General features: G+C 56.7%; 14 protein-coding genes, 1 pseudogene and 1 riboswitch. All 15 genes and pseudogenes read right to left on the bottom strand.

Going from position 1 to position 17,455, the window contains the following annotated elements; all coding sequences use genetic code 11:
• Positions 1 to 97: 97 nt before the first annotated feature.
• On the bottom strand, positions 98 to 979 hold the full coding sequence (locus QW71_RS21260) for an ROK family protein (RefSeq protein WP_039303300.1): 882 nt from the start codon (positions 977 to 979) through the stop codon (positions 98 to 100).
• A gap of 770 nt (positions 980 to 1,749) precedes the next feature.
• Positions 1,750 to 3,372 carry a cobyrinate a,c-diamide synthase gene (locus tag QW71_RS21250; RefSeq protein ID WP_039303446.1) on the bottom strand — a complete coding sequence of 541 codons (1,623 nt, stop codon included), beginning with the start codon at positions 3,370 to 3,372 and terminating at the stop codon, positions 1,750 to 1,752.
• Between the two features lie 36 nt (positions 3,373 to 3,408).
• The gene (locus QW71_RS21245) at positions 3,409 to 4,545 is read right to left on the bottom strand and encodes a cobalamin biosynthesis protein (protein WP_047013897.1); all 1,137 of its coding nucleotides are present in this window, start codon (positions 4,543 to 4,545) and stop codon (positions 3,409 to 3,411) included.
• Positions 4,511 to 5,305 carry a precorrin-4 C(11)-methyltransferase gene (gene cobM / locus QW71_RS21240; protein ID WP_039303441.1) on the bottom strand — a complete coding sequence of 265 codons (795 nt, stop codon included), beginning with the start codon at positions 5,303 to 5,305 and terminating at the stop codon, positions 4,511 to 4,513. Before cobM ends, QW71_RS21245 begins: the two co-directional genes overlap by 35 nt.
• Positions 5,306 to 5,310: 5 nt before the next feature.
• Complete coding sequence (gene cobI / locus QW71_RS21235) at positions 5,311 to 6,060, bottom strand: precorrin-2 C(20)-methyltransferase (RefSeq protein ID WP_047013902.1); 750 nt, start codon at positions 6,058 to 6,060, stop codon at positions 5,311 to 5,313.
• 209 nt (positions 6,061 to 6,269) lie between these two features.
• A complete protein-coding gene (locus QW71_RS21230; protein ID WP_039303293.1) occupies positions 6,270 to 7,493 on the bottom strand; it encodes a bifunctional cobalt-precorrin-7 (C(5))-methyltransferase/cobalt-precorrin-6B (C(15))-methyltransferase in 1,224 nt (407 codons plus the stop codon).
• A complete protein-coding gene (locus tag QW71_RS21225) occupies positions 7,486 to 8,829 on the bottom strand; it encodes a cobalt-precorrin-5B (C(1))-methyltransferase (RefSeq protein ID WP_268794626.1) in 1,344 nt (447 codons plus the stop codon). Before QW71_RS21225 ends, QW71_RS21230 begins: the two co-directional genes overlap by 8 nt.
• Before the next feature lie 501 nt (positions 8,830 to 9,330).
• Positions 9,331 to 9,996, bottom strand: a complete 666-nt coding sequence (locus QW71_RS21220; protein WP_039303290.1) for a precorrin-8X methylmutase — start codon at positions 9,994 to 9,996, stop codon at positions 9,331 to 9,333.
• Between the two features lie 16 nt (positions 9,997 to 10,012).
• Positions 10,013 to 10,792 (bottom strand): precorrin-6A reductase, encoded by a 780-nt coding sequence (gene cobK / locus QW71_RS21215; RefSeq protein ID WP_039303288.1) that lies wholly within the window; start codon positions 10,790 to 10,792, stop codon positions 10,013 to 10,015.
• Positions 10,789 to 12,108 carry a sirohydrochlorin chelatase gene (locus tag QW71_RS42260; RefSeq protein WP_373604786.1) on the bottom strand — a complete coding sequence of 440 codons (1,320 nt, stop codon included), beginning with the start codon at positions 12,106 to 12,108 and terminating at the stop codon, positions 10,789 to 10,791. The genes cobK and QW71_RS42260 overlap by 4 nt, the downstream gene beginning before the upstream one ends.
• A gap of 63 nt (positions 12,109 to 12,171) precedes the next feature.
• Positions 12,172 to 13,851: pseudogene (gene cobJ, locus QW71_RS42255) on the bottom strand (precorrin-3B C(17)-methyltransferase); the annotation flags it as partial.
• 29 nt (positions 13,852 to 13,880) lie between these two features.
• Complete coding sequence (locus QW71_RS21205) at positions 13,881 to 14,726, bottom strand: energy-coupling factor ABC transporter ATP-binding protein (RefSeq protein ID WP_152679821.1); 846 nt, start codon at positions 14,724 to 14,726, stop codon at positions 13,881 to 13,883.
• Positions 14,727 to 14,985: 259 nt separating this feature from the next.
• Complete coding sequence (gene cbiQ, locus QW71_RS21200; protein ID WP_039303285.1) at positions 14,986 to 15,774, bottom strand: cobalt ECF transporter T component CbiQ; 789 nt, start codon at positions 15,772 to 15,774, stop codon at positions 14,986 to 14,988.
• Positions 15,771 to 16,067 carry an energy-coupling factor ABC transporter substrate-binding protein gene (locus QW71_RS21195; RefSeq protein ID WP_039303282.1) on the bottom strand — a complete coding sequence of 99 codons (297 nt, stop codon included), beginning with the start codon at positions 16,065 to 16,067 and terminating at the stop codon, positions 15,771 to 15,773. The genes cbiQ and QW71_RS21195 overlap by 4 nt, the downstream gene beginning before the upstream one ends.
• Complete coding sequence (locus QW71_RS21190) at positions 16,067 to 16,831, bottom strand: energy-coupling factor ABC transporter permease (RefSeq protein WP_039303279.1); 765 nt, start codon at positions 16,829 to 16,831, stop codon at positions 16,067 to 16,069. Before QW71_RS21190 ends, QW71_RS21195 begins: the two co-directional genes overlap by 1 nt.
• A 272-nt stretch (positions 16,832 to 17,103) precedes the next feature.
• Positions 17,104 to 17,300: riboswitch (cobalamin riboswitch) on the bottom strand.
• Between the last annotated feature and the right edge of the window lie 155 nt (positions 17,301 to 17,455).

Here is a 17,455-nt window from a genome sequence, read left to right as displayed (position 1 = left end):
AAAATCCGTGAAAGAGGTGCTTCCTCTTAAATGCTATACTGTTAAAACCTAGGATACCACATATTGCGAAACAGTCAATGCCTTTTTATAGGATATTCTACTGTCCGTCAAGCGCCAGCTTCGCAAGGCCAAGCGCACCGGAGAGTCCCGCATTATCCCCGAGCAGAGGAGGGACGATATAACTGCCGACCGCTTCATTGAGCGCCGGATGCTGCACATATCCGCCAAGCAATTCCTGCAGCTTGGTATGGATCAGCGGGAAGAGCTGGCTCTGCTTCATCACGCCACCGCCCATCACGATTCTCTGCGGCGATAGGATCAGCACATAGTTCATCAGGGCGTGGGCCAGATAGTGGGCCTCCATCGCCCAGGCCGGATGATCCGATGGCAGCTCGCCCGCAGGCTTGCCCCAGCGCTTGCCGATAGCCGGACCTGCCGCCAGGCCTTCCAGGCAATCGCCATGATAAGGGCAGAAGCCTTCATAGTGATCCTCCGGATGGCGGCGGACCAGAATATGTCCCATTTCAGGGTGGGACAGCCCATGGATCAGCTTCCCGCCGACCACTGCACCGGCGCCGATGCCGGTGCCTACTGTGATATAGAGGCAGCTATCCAGCCCTTGGGCGGCACCCCAAGTGTACTCGCCCAAGGCGGCTCCGTTCACATCTGTATCGAAACCGACCGGAACATCAAGCTGCTCCGCCACGGCTCCTACCAGATTATATCCACCCCAGTGGGGTTTCGGTGTGGTTGTAATATATCCGTAAGTAGGGCTGCCGATCACCGGGTCAATCGGTCCGAATGAACCGATGCCAATGGACTCCACATCTTTACCGGAGAAGTAATCTAGTACCAGCCCCATCGTTTCTTGAGGGGTTGTGGTCGGAAAGCTCACCCGGTCGATAATCGTCCCGTCCTCATTCCCGATTCCGCATACAAACTTTGTTCCTCCTGCTTCAATCGCTCCCAACAATTTCACTGCAGCGTTCTCCCTTCTCCATAACCATCATTAAGTGATTGCTTCCAGACTTTGAAATTCAGCAGCATATAATCCAATCTATTCCCTGATAAAAAAAGCCGGTAACCTGCCAGCAGGGTAATAAAGCGCTCTCTTGATCCTATTATACGAGGCTTACAGATGTATGACAAGCGGTTGACATAAGTGGTACGGCTAAAAAATATTCTGGAATTGCCACTCTCCAGCGGGGAGTGAAAAACCAGTCAGAATTACCCGAATGATAATGATTAGCAGGCAAACAGCCCTGAATATACAAGATAAGGACTTTAGAAGGCTGTCTAACCGATGGCCGAAATCCCTGCGGACCAAAAATTTAGGCCATCCAGTTCGTTCATCCGGAAAGTAAGAGACTTAAGTTCACTTGGTATAGACCACTTGTATAGACCCTTTGTATAGACCTATATATTAGGCAATCCGGCCGAGGGTTAAGCTATGATTCTAGAGTCTCTACCCGGCAGCGAAGTGATTGTTAAGCTCCCTCAGTATGGACAGGCTCAAATGTTGTAAGTATTACAACTTGGGCTCACTGATATTAGGGTATTCATGAAGATTGTTGCAGAAAATACAAGAATTCATTCCACTAACCGACCTGATGGTGGAGAAATCCTGCCTTTCATACAACAATGTCCGATTATCCTCATTATCTTGAAGGAAATGTTGTATTTCGTGCAGGATTTCGTGCAGAATTTATACGGAGGCCATTTTCTGCCTTCGCCTCCGGTCTGGAACAATTAGAGCCGCTGCTTCGCTTGCTTCTTCTGTTCCCGATAAGTACGGCAAGCCTCCACCAGACGTCCTGCGGCCGGGAAATGGGAGGCCAAATGAATATGCGTATACGCAGCCATAATGTTGCCACTGATATAACCTTCCGGCTGACTGCCTCCTCTGCCTTTGCTCTCATAGGCATAAGTCCGGGCTTCGCCGGGCATGTAGCTCATGCCGGAATAATGGAATTCATGGCCGCGCAGTCGCCCGCCCTGCTTCAGCAGCAGGCAATCGTGAAGTGCTGTCACCTCACGGTACCCGAGAGCGGCGCGGCGTTCCTGCATTACGGTGTGCGCCGGAATGATCCCGGCCATCTCATGCACGGCGCCAGAGCGGTCGGTCAGGCTGCGGGCCAGCACCATGTAGCCGCCGCATTCTGCATACAGCGGCATTCCGTCTGCAGCTGCAGCTCTTACGCCGTCCAGGAAGAGCGAATTCGCTGCAATCACAGCTGCGAATTCCTCCGGAAACCCGCCGCCGATATAGATTCCGTCGGCCTCCGGCGGGATTCCTTCCCCGCTAAGCGGACTGAAAGCGGCCAGCCTCGCACCTGCGCGCTCGAGCAGCTCCAGATTGTCGGCATAATAGAAATTGAATGCCGCATCCCGGGCTATGGCAATAACCGGCTGGACAAGACGGTGTGCCGGCCTGTTCGTATCCGCCGGCATTATCCGTGCTGCTGGTGAAGACAAGGGTGGCCCCGCTGCCACAGGCTGCTCCTGTGATGCAGGCTCCATTGCCGGCGGGCTGCCCAAACCCGGAGTCTCAGTCGCCGTAAACCCCGGCATTCCTGGCTCCAGTATACCCGGGCAGCCCTGCGAGGGCCCTTGCGCCTGCAGCACCGCATCCGGTTCCGGCGGATACTGCAATGCAGGCGCAGCAGCGGCAAGCTCCAGCAGCCGCTCCAGATCGGTGCCTTCCGCCAGCAGATCGGCGGCATGCTCGAACAAAGGCTCCAGCTCTCCGCGCTCCACAGCGGGAAGCAGGCCCAGATGGCGCTCCGGGATATCGAGACCACCGTCGCGCGGCAGCCAGCCGATGACCGGAATGCCGCAGGCCGCTTCAATCGCTGCCCGGACCATCCGGTAATGGCCCTCACTGCCGCAGCGGTTCACTATGACCGCAGCAATCTGCAGCTCCGGCTCCAGCTGCTGAAAGCCGAGCACAATGGCCGCAGCACTGCGTCCCATGCTGCGGACATCGACTACAAGCAGCACCGGACTGTCCGTCAGGATGGCGATTTCTGCCGTTGATCCGGTGAGTGCTGTGTCCTCTTTGCCGTCATACAGCCCCATCACACCCTCGATGACTGACAGATCCACATCCTCCGATACGCGCAGGAAATATTCCTGCAGATAGCTGCTTGAAGTCATCCAGGAGTCCAGGTTGCGGGAAGAACGGCCAGTGACTGCAGTATGATACGCAGGATCGATATAATCAGGCCCGCATTTGAAGCCCTGAACCTTCAGGCCGCGCCGGGCAAACGCCCGCATCAGTCCGAGCGTGACCGTTGTTTTGCCGGAGCCGCTGCCCGTGCCTGCTACTACAAAGCGCGGGCGTGTCTGCAATAACGGCTCCCGGTCCTTCATTTCATTCCATGTCTCTCTCACCGCTTCTCCCCCGCTCTAACCGGCATAGACAACCCGCGCTACGGCGATTGTCACATTTCCGCTTTTAAGTTTGCGCTGCAGGAGCGCCTGCGCACCTGAAGACAACAGTGCGGCAGGCTCACAGACCCCGTACGCTCCGGTTGCTCTGAACACTACCTCCGAAGGATTGTCCAGCATGACTGTGTTCAGCTGTTCCGGTGAATACAACGCCAGCTCCCAGCCGTATTTGGCACAAAGAGCCAGCAGTCCGGCCTCATCACCCTTAATCCCGGCAGTTGCCACATTCCGCACACTGTAGAGCGATAGCCTGTGCTCTGCCAGAGTATGCAGCACTACTGCTTCAAGCTCCTCCGCAGAGGTCCCGCGGTTACAGCCCAAACCGAGCACCAGACTGCGCGGACGATAGACTACAGCGTATTCAGCAAGCACGGCATCCTCCGGCTCATCTTGATCCGGCAGCCGGTCACTCACTACGATCGCTGCGCTGAAGCGGAAGCCGCTGCTTCGCAGCTCATCCCTGCTGGCAAATACGTGTACATGCTCCGGCAGCACTGCCCCCGGCGGCAGCCAGCCCGGCTCTCCGCTCTCCTGGACAAAAGCTACCGCTTCCCCGTTGACGAGCGCAGCACTGACACTTTTCATACTGGTAAAGCTGTCCGCGCGCCAGCCGTATTCCCGGCCAAGCAGATCCACAGCGAAGGTGCCCTGCACATCGGAAGCCGTTGTAATTACCGGATGACTGCCGAGCAGCCCGGCGATCTGCAGCGTCAGTCTGTTGGCCCCCCCGAGGTGGCCGGACAGCATGCTGATAACATGCTCCCCGCGCTCATCAATGACGATGACGGCAGGATCGGTTCTTTTGTCCTGCAGCAGCGGAGCAATCAGCCGGACCGCGGCGCCCAGCGAGAAGAACAGAATGACCCCCTCGTAATCCCGGAAGAGCCGGGGGAGTAAATCTTTTACCGGCCCCTCAAAAAGCGAAATCTCCCCAGCCCGCATCTCCAGCCCGCCGCTATACTTGGCATAACAAAAGATTTCCGTCTCCCCGAGCCCCGCTCCCAGCTTCAGCGCCAGCCCGATGCCGTTTCGCGTGATCGCGACCGCTGCATACCGCCGCTTACTCACCAGAGCCAATTCCTTCCCGGCAGCCATGGGTAAATGCCTTGTCATAGAGCTTGGAACGGTGCTGATCGCGGTCCGTCAGCCCGGGGTCCAGCGCCCAGCCGGCCAGGATCATGGCATGCATGGTGATACCCGCATCTCGCAGATCCGGCTCCAAATTCTGCACCGTTGTCCGCAGAATCTGCTGATCCGGCCAGGTGGCCCGCTTCACTACAGCTACCGGTGTATCCGGACTCCAGCCGGCAGCCAGGAATTCCCCGGTCACATGCCCGGCCAGGGAGGCACTAAGAAACAGCGCCACTGTACAGTGATGCTCGGCCAGCTTACGCAGCTGTTCGCGCTCCGGCACCGGTGTGCGTCCTTCCGCACGGGTCAGAATTACCGTCTGCGTCAGATCAGGCACGGTCAGCTCTGCACCAAGCGCCGCAGCAGAAGCAAAGACCGAGCTTACACCCGGCACGATTTCATAGCGGACGCCGCATAGCTTCAGCAGCGACATCTGCTCCAGAATCGCGCCGTACATGGACGGGTCGCCCGTGTGGACGCGGGCTACGCTTTTACCGGCCTGGACTGCTGCCGCCATCAGCTCCACCTGCTGCTCCAGATCCAGCCCCGAGCTTCGCAGTACCTCTGCACCGGGCTTCGCACTGTGGATCAGCTCCTCACTGACCAGAGAGTCGGCATAGAGCACCACGTCCGCTGAGCGCAGAATCCGGCTGCCTTTTACCGTAATCAGCTCCGGATCGCCGGGGCCGGCACCTACAATATATACTTTAGGTTCAAGCACGATATCTGTCATTTGCTCACCACCATCAGACTTAAGTACTCCAGCTCCTTGCCCCGCAGATCCCGCGCATCGCGCCATACCGTTTCATAAGGCGAGGTTACCTTGGTAACGACGGATGCTTTGCCGGACAGCCCCAGTTCATCCAGCACATCCAGCACCAGATCCAGCACCTTGGCCACCTTGAGGAATACCACCGTCTCGTGATGCAGCAGCGCTTCCTTCAGTGCCTCGCGGTCATCTGTCGCCGGGATGATTCCCACCCGCTGATCTCCGTCCGCCAAGGGCTGCTCCAGGGCAGCAGCCGCGCCCAGCACCGAGGAAATTCCCGGAATGGAGACGATCGGCACACCGGGATGCAGCTCCTGCATTAACCGGGCCAGGTGAATAAAGGTGCTGAAGAGATTAGGGTCACCTTCCGTCACAAAAGCCACATCCCGGCCCTGCTTCAGCTCACTCCAGCACAGCTCCACAGTGCGGTTCCAGCCGCCGGCCAGCAGCACCGGATCTTTCGTCATCGGGAAGATCAGTCCGAGCATGATTTTCTCATCCGGCTTCACATGCATCTCGATGATTTCGTGGGCGTAGGATTTGCCGCCTTTTTTGGTTGCCGGGTAGGCAATCACCGGACATTCCCGCAGCAGCCGGCAGGCCTTGAGCGTAATCAGCTCCGGATCACCGGGGCCGACACCGACACCGTACAACGTCCCGATCGCCCGGGGAGTCAGTCTTTCCTCCAGCTTCAGCTCTTTCTCATCCATAGCATCATAGAGCGCACTTGCGGCCTGCATCGCCGCTTCTGCCAGCTGCGTTTCAGCGGCAATTCCTTCTCCCTCAGATGCTTCCTGCCCGTCCACAGCCTGCACTGCCTGCTGACTCGCCTCCGTTACATGGGTCTTCATCGCATGTTCCTCCTTTGTTTCTGATCGCTTCTTGTTTCCTTATATCTCAATATCTGATCTGATCAGCCTCAGCTCTTCCGCCCACTAACCACATAGACCGGATTCATGCCTTCGAACCGGGTCATGCCGAGAATCGGCTTACCGCGTGATGCCTGAAGCAGAGTTACCCCGCAATCCAGGCCTGCTTGCTTCAACGCCTCCATGCTTCCATATAGCGTTTCAATGGTGATCGCTCCAACGACAATCCGCCCTTCCGGCCGGAGTCTCGCGGCGCAGAGCGCGATAATATCCGCCAACTCCCCGCCGCTGCCGCCGATGAACACTCCATCCGGATCCGGCAGACTCTCCAGCCCCTGCGGCGCTTTCTGATGTATGATCTGGAAATCGGCGCGGAACTTCCGGCGGTTCGCTTCCATGTTCGGCAGATTCTCCGCTCCTTTTTCCAGGGCATAGACCTTGCCGAGCCGGGCAATCCGCGCACATTCCGCCGCAACCGCACCGGAGCCGGAGCCGATATCCCACACCACCGCATCCTCGGAGAGATTCAGCTCCGACAGAACCAGAGCCCGGACCTCACGTTTCGTAATGAGGCCTTTCTCCGGCTTCCGCTGCTGGAACTGCTCATCCGGATAAGCAAAGCCGCGCCGCAATGATGAGCCGGTTCCCGGCCTTCTGCGCAGGATAACTACATTCAGCGCCGCAAATTCACTATTCTCCATTTCATCCAGCGTCCAGAAGCGGCAGACTTCCTCCGCCCCGCCCAGCCGCTCACACACGAACGCTTCATATTCCATCATCCCGAACTCACGCAAATAAGCGGCAATCACCGCAGGCGTATTACTCTCGTCCGTTAGCAGAGCCACCTTGTGCTTGCCGTCTATGCGCTGGGCCAGTCCCTGGATGGGGCGCCCGTGCAGACTGATCAGCTCGGCATCCTGCCAGCTGTCCCCCAGCCGGGCAAACGCGAGCTGCACACTGCTATAGTGCGGAATAACCTCAACATGCTCCGGCCCGAACTTGCGGACAAGATACCCCGCGATGCCAAAAAAGAGCGGGTCCCCCGAGGCCAGAACCACAGTCCGCCGCTCTCTCCACATGCCCTCCAGCTTATCTGTAAAAGGCTTCAGCCCGCCTTGCAGAACGATTTTCTCACCGGTATATCCGCCAAAAAAATTTAATTGCCGTTCTCCGCCGAGCAGTACCTCACTATTATTCACTTTGCTTAAGCTATCCGGTGTCAGGCCGCCGGCGCCATCCTCACCGATACCGATAACATAGATCAGGTTACCCACAGATTTCCGCCCTTCCCAGCACTCGGCCCTTCATCGTCATCAGTACCATTTCCACAACCATGCCCCCGTTCATATGCTTCAGACTTTGTTCACAGGCATGCCGGCACAGGCTCTCAAAAAAAGCGGAATTCCCCGCCTCGGTCATCATATCCACCACCTGCGAGGCTGTATTGGCGGCAGCAATCTCCTGCACCTGCTTCTTATCTGCCCCGGCCTCCGCCGCCACAGCTGCCAGAAATCCGAAGTCAACAGGTGCATTCTTCGAGTGGATCAGCATAGCGCCTTGAGCGACTTTGGAGAACTTACCAGCCATGCCCACAAAGGTAACCTTCCCGATTCCGTAGGCCTTGGCATGCTCCAGCGAGAAGCCTACATACTCCCCCATCTGGATAAAAGCTTCCTCCGGAAGCCCTGCGAACATCGCCATCGCATATTTCTCACTGCTGCCGCCGGTGGTCAGAATAATCTGCCCGTTCCCCGTCGCGGCCGCAACCGAAATCGCCTGGACCACACTCGCCTTGTAGGCTTCGGTGGAGAACGGGGTAACCACGCCCCGCGTGCCGAGGATAGAAATGCCGCCGATGATGCCGAGCCGCGGATTCAGCGTTCTTAGGGCAATCGCTTCGCCTTCCGGCACGCTGATGACCACCCGCAGCCCCCGCGCCGCGCCATGCTCCTCCAGCACCCCGGACACCGCCTCCAGTATCATCCGCCGCGGCACCGGATTAATCGCCGCTGCTCCGACGGGCACCGGCAGCCCAGGCTTCGTCACCCGGCCGACGCCACGGCCGCCGTCGATCTCCACACCGGGGTGATCCAGCCAGCTCACCGCTGCTTCGATCCAGGCCTGATGCGTGGCATCCGGATCATCTCCGGCATCCTTAACCGTGGCGCAGATTGCCGAGTCCGTACCTTCGCGCTGCCACCCCGTAAGTTCAAAGGAGTGCCGGAAGCCCGCCGGGAGATCAATATCCACAGCGGGAAGCCTGTCGCCTGTAATCAGCAGCAATGCCGCACCTTTGGCTGCGGCGGCGGCACAAGCACCTGTGGTGTAACCCCTGCGCAGAGGGGCAGCAGGGGTTGAGGAGGCAGGAGCATCTGAAGGTGACGATGTTAAACCGCTTGGGTTGGCAGCTCCTGAATCACCGCCGGACTCCGCAGCTGTGTCTTTTCCTGCCAGCTCTGCGGACTCAACAACATGCTCAGATTCTCGTTTTGCTGCATACTTTGCATACTCTGCATCATGCTCATGCTCGAGATTCGCTGCGTACTCTGCATTCTTCTCAGACACCCGCTTTGCAGTGTACTCTGCCGCGGACTCATTATCATGCTTCACCTCCGTTTCCTCCTATTCTGATCTGCCCGGTTGTCTGCTGTTTCCTCGCTCATGGCAATCCCTCTTTGTGATGATATATGCAACCTATTTGGAGTATCGTAGATATATTTAGACACGCTAACAATTAAATAAGTGAGTTCAATCAACAATGCAGCGATTGATGTATTCAGTTCCAAGTGAAAATTCCATAATAGTTGTATACTGTGCAATTAAAATCAGCGAAAAGGTAGGCTAGCATCTTATAACTGTACTCTGTACAACTAAATCTGCCCCAATGGGTGAGAACAAGCAATTAATGGTAGTTTAATTGTACGAAATACAGCTAAACGGATAATTGGTTGTAAATCAGACGTTTTAGTTGTACAAAGTGCAGTTAAGCATACCTCATAAGCCTAGGCATATGGATTAGAACTTGTTCATATCCTGTTCAAAACCCGCTCCTATAGAGTTTTGAGTTTTGGCCCAGCGCTAACACAGTTCCCGCTTACACCTGGTGCAGACCTAATTCAATTCACCCGCAGCCCGGCGGTCCGCCAGCAGACTCAATGCATTGACCGCAGCAACCACGATCGTGCTTCCGCCTTTGCGGCCGATATTCGTGATGTAAGGAATGTCGAGCTTACGCAGCTCATCCTTGGATTCCGCTGCCGAGACGAATCCGACCGGCATGCCGATGACAAGACCCGGCTGCGCTGCGCCTTCTTTTACCAGACGAATCAGTTCCAGCAGGGCAGTCGGCGCGTTGCCGATCACATAGATCCCTCCCGGAGCCTGTGCACAAGCTTTGCGCGTAGCAATAATGGCCCGCGTAGTCCCGAGCGCCTTCGCTTCTTCCATCACATCCGGATCGGAAATATGAACCCTGACTTCCCCGCCGTACCGCTGAATCCGCTCCTTGGCAATGCCCGCCTCCACCATCCGCACATCGGCAATAATCGGCTTGCCCTGCAGAATGGCGCTGATCCCGGCCTCAATCGCCCGCGGGTGAAAAACAAGACTGCGCCCCAGCTCAAAATCGGCAGAAGCATGAATGATCCGCTGCACTATTTTGTACTCCAGCCTGCTAAAGGAATGTTCACCAATCTCTTCTGTAATCATCTGAAAACTCAGACCTTCTATTTCCTGCGGCTGTACCGTCACCGGCTTGAAATCCGTACCAAAATCCACAGTTATCCCTCCTTGTTCATTTTTGCAGCGCAGTTCTCACGGCCTCCGTAATCTCGTCAAAAGAGTCAAACACCTTCCCGCTCTCTCCAAAGGTCAGCTCCGGCCGCATAATTAAAATGACGTAAAGCCCCATATCCAGCGCGGCATGCAGCTTCTCATCCACCGAGCCTTCCGCCCCGCTCTCTTTGGTGATCATCACCTGTGTGCCATATTGCCGGTAAAGTGCCTCATTCATCTCTCTGCTAAAAGGGCCCTGAAGCGCAATAATATTCCGCTGCTCAATGCCAAGGGACAGACATTTCTCCATATTCTCCAGGCAGGGCAGCAGTCTGACCGTCAGCCGGATATCCGGATCTCCCAGCAGCGCCTCCGCAAACACCTCAAGTGTCTTGCCGCCCGTTGTCAACATAATGGAACCCTTAAGTTCCCTGGCCTTGCGTGCAGCCTCTTCATAGGAATGCACAACGATCAGCCGGGGGTGGCTGTCATAGATAAGACTTTGCCGCTCGTAGCGAAAATAGGGCAGGCCCAGCGCTGCAGCCGCGCCCATAGCATTGACGTGTGCCTCCAGCGCAAAAGGATGGCTGCCGTCCACTACTGCACGATAGCCGCCCTCCTGCAGCAGCGAGATCATGGCCGGCTTATCCAGCCTGCCGACCCGGGTGCGGATTGCTGCGGCTTCCAGCCGTTCAGCCGCACTGGGCGTTACGACAGAGGCCTGCAGCGGCAGGCCTTGTCGCGACAGGTTCAGGGCCAGCTCCCGGGCATCGCTGGTGCCGCACAGCATGAAGATCATCGCGGCTGGCGCAGATCCCGGTTGTCTGCCGGAGCCGCTGTTCCGGTTACATCATGCCGCCGCTCTTGATGCCCATGTTCATGATCCCCGCGACCGTGATGCCCATGCCTATGATGCCCATGACCATGATGCCCGTGCCGATGGTGCTCATGACTGTGGCCTCCGTGCGCGTGTTCCCTGTGACCGTGTTCCTGATGATCGTGGTGTCCATGCTCGTGTTTCCTATGACCGTGTTCTTCATGCCCATGATGCTCATGCCCGTGATGCTCGTGCCCGTGATGCTCATGCCCATGATGCCCGTGCCCGTGATGCTCGTGCCCATGATGCTCATGCCCATGATGCTCATGCCCATGCTCCCCGTGTCCATGCTCCTCCTCACCATGGTGATGGTGGTGGTGGTGGTGCAATGCCGCTTCATCACGGTACTTACAGTTATCGCAATTGCTGAAAGACTGCCCCTCCATTGTCTCCTCAATGCGCTCTGTCAGCATATCCACTAGCAGTGGATGTGTGCCGAGCTGGCGGCCGAGCTGCACTTCAATTTCCGGATGCTCTGCGGCGAAATGAGAAACCATTTCTGCGAATTGCTTCATCAGTACTCCGGTGAACAGCAGGTACGGCACAACTATAATCTTACGCGCACCCAGTGCCAGGCAGCGTTCAAGCCCATCCGGAAGCGACGGCTTCGTGATGGCAATGAAGCAGCTTTCAACGCTTTGGTAAGATGTTCTTTCCCATAGCAGCCGGCCCAGCTTATAGAAATCACTGTTGGCATCCGGATCACTGCCCCCGCGCCCCATAAGCAGCACGATGGTATCCTTATCCTCTGCTGTGGATGTTGTACGGGCTTGGGCTTCCTGCAAACTCAAGTCTGCAGCTCCGGCTTCATTACTGTGATCCATAGAAACGGCAAGCGATTCAGCTTCATTACTGTGTTTCACAGAAGCAGAAAGCGATTCAGCTTCCCGTATCCGGTCCAACACAATATCGACAGCCCGCTCCTGAACACCCAACGGACGCCCGTATACAAACTCCACCCCCGGATGCTTCAGCTTGGCTTCATCGATCGCCATCGGAATATCCAGCTTGGAATGGCCCGCCGCGAACAATATAATCGGCACAATATAAATTTGCGTCGCGCCATCCTCCACACATTTGGCAATTCCGCCCGCGATTGAAGGTGAGGCTAGCTCTATGAAGCAGGTCTCAAACTTAAGCTCCGGCTTGCGGACGGCAAGCTGGCTGGTGAACTGCAGCAGCTCATCATTTCCCGCTTGAATCCGGCTACCGTGTCCAACCAGTAATACGGTTCTCATCATGCGTGCTCCCTCTATGCTGTCATTATTATCTATACTTCCTGCAGTGCTGTTCACCTGTTCTTCAATACTGCCCATCCGTTCATAAAAAGCATGAAACCGCTCCTTCTCCCGGCCTTGCGCAGTATAATGCTCCACTGCCGCTGCTACAGCAGCCACGGCTTCATCTTCATTCATACCTTCGCGGACGAGTGTGCCGGCATGTGCTCCCCGGCCCGACTTCTTGCCGCCCAGATAGAGCTCATAGCTGCCCCGCGAAAGAACCAGCCCGATATCATCCAGAACAGCTGAGCTGCAGGCCATGCCGCAGCCCGCCACGCTGATATGCAGCTCTTTGGGTACAGCAAGTCCGTGCAGCAGGGTATGCAGGCGGACCGCCGCGCTTAAAGCGCCGCTACGCCGCAATTCACAGAACCCGCAGGTTTTTACTTTCACATAATCACCGGGTATACTAACGCTCAGTTCTGCCTCTGTAAGCTTAGCCGCCACCTCAGCACGGTCCCCCGGATGGCTGCGCAGCAGAAAATGTCCGTCCTTCGTATAGATCAGCTGCCCCTCATCGCCTGCCAGCTCCGCCAGCAGCTTCATCTGGATACCGCTGAATCTGCGGCTGCCGATGACAGGAGAAACCTCCAGCTCGAAGGTTTCATCAGCGTGTTCCGCCAGCTGAACGGCAGGACGGCGTAGCTGCTCCATACGCGCAGACGCTGCCAGGCTTAGCGCCGCAGCCTCCTCCGTCCGTCCCCCGTCAGTTGGAGCCATACTCTCTGACACCAATCGCTCTACCCGTCCGGTTTCACCGGCAGCTGCACCCGGTGTCACTGCTCCATCTATCCGTCCCGCCTCAGCAGCCACACTCTCCACCGCTGCCCCTTCAGACCGTCCCGCCTCAGCAGCCACACTCTCCGCCGCAGCCAGCGACCAAGGCTCGGCCGCAGTGCGCAGCCGCTCATGCGGTTTCAGCGCCTGCGTCTGCGCGCCAAGATTGTACTTGCGCTCGTATCCGCGCGGCGTAACCATTAGACCCTCGTAGACCACCGTCGCCGAGTTGCCGACGACAACCGTAGAGAGCATGCCGATCTCATGCTCCAGCATCTCCTGCAGCGTAGTGACGATCGTCTGCTGACGGTCACGGTAGGCGCTTTTGACAATGCCGACCGGCGTGGAAGGATCACGATAACGCAGCAGGATATTGCGTGCTTCTTCAATCTGGCGCGTCCGCTTGCCGCTGCGAGGGTTATAGAAGGCGATCACGAAATCCGCAGCGCCCGCCGCTTCTACACGCGCGGCAATGCTCTCCCACGGGGTAAGATGATCGCTGAGGCTGATTGTGCAGGAATCATGCATGATCGGCGCTCCCAGCAGGGAAGAACAGGACTGGATCGCCGATATTCCGGGGATCACCTCGACCTCTACTCCGTCAGCCCGGTTCCAGCCCCGTTCAATCAGCACCTCGTAGACCAGACCCGCCATGCCGTATACACCGGCATCGCCGCTGGATATTACGGCAATGGTCTGGCCGTCCTCGGCTCGGCGGACGGCCTCCTGCGCCCGGCTGACCTCTTCGGTCATACCGGTGCCGACAATCTCTTGATGCCGCAGCAGCGGTTTGATCAGGTCGACATAACTGTTATAGCCGATTACAGCCTCACTCTCTTCGAGAGCAGCCAGCGCCCGGTCGGTAATATGCTCCAGCGCTCCGGGACCGAAGCCGATAATCAGCAGCTTGCCTTGTTTCTTCATCCTTCTTCCCCCGTTCATGAATACCTGTATTAACTATTCAGCAGCCTGTTTAGTACAGCTTTGAAATCTCCCGCCGTGCGGGGGGCTGGCTGGCCGGCGGTGTGCCGTGCAGGCAGGCTGTACCACAAGTCGGCCAGCAGCGGCAGACCGAGGCCGATGGCCTGCAATTCTTCCGCCCCGGCAAAAATCTCCTCCGGCGTCCCCTCAGCCCGGCACCTCCCCTGATCCAGTACGATAATCCAGTCCGCCCAGCGGTACGCCAAGTTCATATCATGCGTAGCCATAACTACGGTTGTGCCTTTTTCATGTATAAGATCAAGACCCTGCAGCATCTGTGTCTCGGATAACGGGTCCAGATACGAGGTCGGCTCATCCAGCAGGATCAGCTCCGGCTCCATCGCCATTACTCCGGCGAGTGCGGTGCGTTTTTTCTGCCCCAGGCTAAGCTGGTGAACCGGTTTGTCACTCAACTCCGTCAGGTTCAGCAGTTCCATAACGCTGCGGCAGCGCTCAGCTATTGCGGCTTCGTCCATCCCCGTTCCCCGCAGCCCGAAGGACACATCCTCCAGAGGCGTGCTCAATATGAGCTGCTGCTCCGGGTCCTGAAAAACAAGGCCCACACTGCTCCGCAGCGCAGCCAGCTCTTTTTTGGCATAGGACAATGTCCTGCCTCCCTGCTGAACCGTACCACGCTGCGGACGCAGAATGCCGACAGCATGCAGGAACAGGGTCGATTTGCCCGAACCATTGTGGCCGAGCACCGCCGTTTTGCGGCCTTTGGGAATGGAGACGGTTAGTTCACGCAGCGCGGCTTCCTTCGTATCCGGGTAATGAAACACCACCCCGTCAAAAGCCAGACTATATTCCATGTCCATGGCGTACTCCTCTAATGTGATTTGGCAAATCGAAACGGATAAATGTTGTATGTTTTACAGCTTTGATACCTAGATACACCGGCCTTCGGGAGGATTGTTGTATGAAATACAACAATCTTCCCTCAAAGCCAACTAAATGAAGAGAAATGCTGCCTTTTGTACAACAATCATGGAATACATCCGATATTCCGAGGAAATTGTTGTATTTTGGGCATGATTTCAAAAAAGCCAGCAGATTTCTTGCACTAAAATCTTAAATTCAACCCCTCAGCCACAGCCAAAGCTGCGCCAGCGCCAGCACAGCGATCCCGGCATACGCCCGGACCGCATAACGCCGCGGCACAGGCCGCGCGGTATACGGCGGCAGAATGATCTCCCCCGTGAACCCGCGGGTCAGCAGCCCCTGCGACAATCCGTAATAACGGTGCATCGTATTGCCGAAGAGGGCCGCGGCCATGGCCGCAGTCTCCCGCAGCCTGGCCTTGTACCCTCTGCGGCCGCCGCGCAGTCTCCGGGCCAGCATCAGCCCGTGCGCTGCATCATTCAGCAGGAACAGGAAGCGGTACATGATCAGCATCAGCTCCAGCACAATCTGCGGCATACGCAGCCTGCGGAGCACTTGCAGCAGCTCACTGAACGGTGTGGTGAACATCAGGAAGAAGAAGCAGCTCGTGCAGGCCGAGACCCTAACCAGCAATTCAGCGGCCCGCTCTAGTCCAGCTGCTGTGATATACACCGGAAGAGGCTGCCCCGAAATCCGGAATACGCCAGCTTCCCCGGCAGCGGGGTGGCCGAATTCCACGAGCAGCGCCGGGACACTAAGGCAATAAAACAGCAGCGCCGTACCAAACAGCAGCCCATAGGCGCGATAGGGAATTTTGGCATGCAGGATGCACCAGGACATCATCCACAGCGTAATCACAAGCTGCAGCACCGGATGCACTGTATAGGAGAGCAGGAACATCAGTGCCGCGAACGAGCTTTTCCACATGGGAGACAGCTGCCTCAAGGCATTATTATAAGAAAGGACATCAATTCGTCTGATCACTTGCTGATGCTGTTCTGCTTCGCCTGGCCTTGTTTCCCTTTCAGCAGCCCCAGTGAATATCCGATCACCCCGGCGCCAATCGCCGCCTGTAATGCGAACAGCATACTCTCCGTCTCACCCGGAAGCTCGGTCAGCGGCTTGAACCAGGGTTCATATTCGGGGTTAATCTCCGTGATCACACCCTCGGCAGCATCATCGGCCCCGCCGAATTCCCCTTCCACGAACAGTAACGGCAGCACACACAACAGGACAACGGCCAGCAGCATCAACCCATTTTTCCATTTATTGCTCATTATGCATTTCCCCCTTTGACCTTGCGTTTCAGGAGCGACATTTCATTTGGACTGTACGATTTCAGCCAGTTCCACAATAATACGGTCAGCAGCCCTTCGCTGATGGCCAGCGGAATCTGAGTTACGGCAAAGATCCCCCCGAATTTGAGAAAAGAGGCCAGGACTCCGCCATCCGCAGCCGGAAAAGCCACCGCAAGCTGAAAGGAAGTCACTACATAAGTCATCAGATCGGCAACCGCCGCCGCACAGAATAAGGCCAGCTTCTCGCGGTCCGGCAGCTTCATCATCAGCTTATAGACTGCATATCCGGCAAAAGGCCCCGCGACCGCCATCGAGAACGCATTCGCCCCCAGCGTAGTGATTCCCCCGTGCGCCAGAAGCAGCGCCTGAAACAACAGCACAATCGAGCCGATCACGCCCATCGGCAGCGGCCCCAGCATTACAGCACCAAGCCCTGTACCCGTAGGATGAGAGCTGCTTCCGGTAACGGAAGGCATTTTGAGCGCCGATAGAACGAACGTGAACGCCCCTGCCAGACCGAGCAGCAGCTTCAGCTCCGGATTCTCCTTGGTCATCGATCTAAGCCTGATAATCCCGAGCACAAAGAACGGTAAGAACGCCACCCACCAGAACACGGCCCAGCCTACCGGCAGAAACCCTTCCATAATGTGCATAGCCTGGGCCGTTCCCGGTTCATTCAGCATAAAGTACACTGTAAATCCGGCAATCAGCGCCGCAAAACTCCAAAATCCGCGTTTCTTCATTTGTCAGCCTCCAAGTTTCTTAAATATAGCAAACCAAAAAACTCCCGCCCTTCAGGGTGGGAGTGTATGTACGCAGGTATGATTCGATAGAGAGCACTGCCGTGCGCCAACAAGGGGTTCTGCACCCGGTCGCTCCGCATGGGCCGCTCAACGCTGTGTCTGCATAACATTGAACCGGCTCTGATCTTGATCTTCAAGATTCCCTCCGGTCCTGCAGGCACATCGCTTCATCTCATTAACCTATCCGTACACCGCTCCTATCCGCGTAGAGTCGTGGTGTGCGTAATCAAGGTAGGTCTCCTGGCTTGGAATACGGGCGCTTTATCCTTCGTCTTCCCCGGGGTTCTCCCCAAGTGACATCTTGAAGTTCAGCTCTTCCTTACAGTGGCGGGACCGCTCGGGACTTGCACCCGATTCCCTGTTATCCCTTGCCTGATCCGGCAAGAGCACCTTGTTACATCGCTAATCCATCCTACATCATAGCGGAACAGGCTCTGCATGTCTGTGATAAAATTGGAGCGGCTGCGAGGCGCAGTATTCATTTGCTTGTAAGGCAGCGTTCATTTGCTTGTAAGAATATCATTTGAGTAATATAATTATTAACTATATAACCTGAACGTGGAG

It is taken from the genome of Paenibacillus sp. IHB B 3415, from assembly GCF_000802655.2.
GTDB classification, from domain to species: Bacteria; Bacillota; Bacilli; order Paenibacillales; family Paenibacillaceae; genus Paenibacillus_AQ; species Paenibacillus_AQ phytohabitans.
This window is presented reverse-complemented; position numbering and strand designations above follow the sequence as displayed.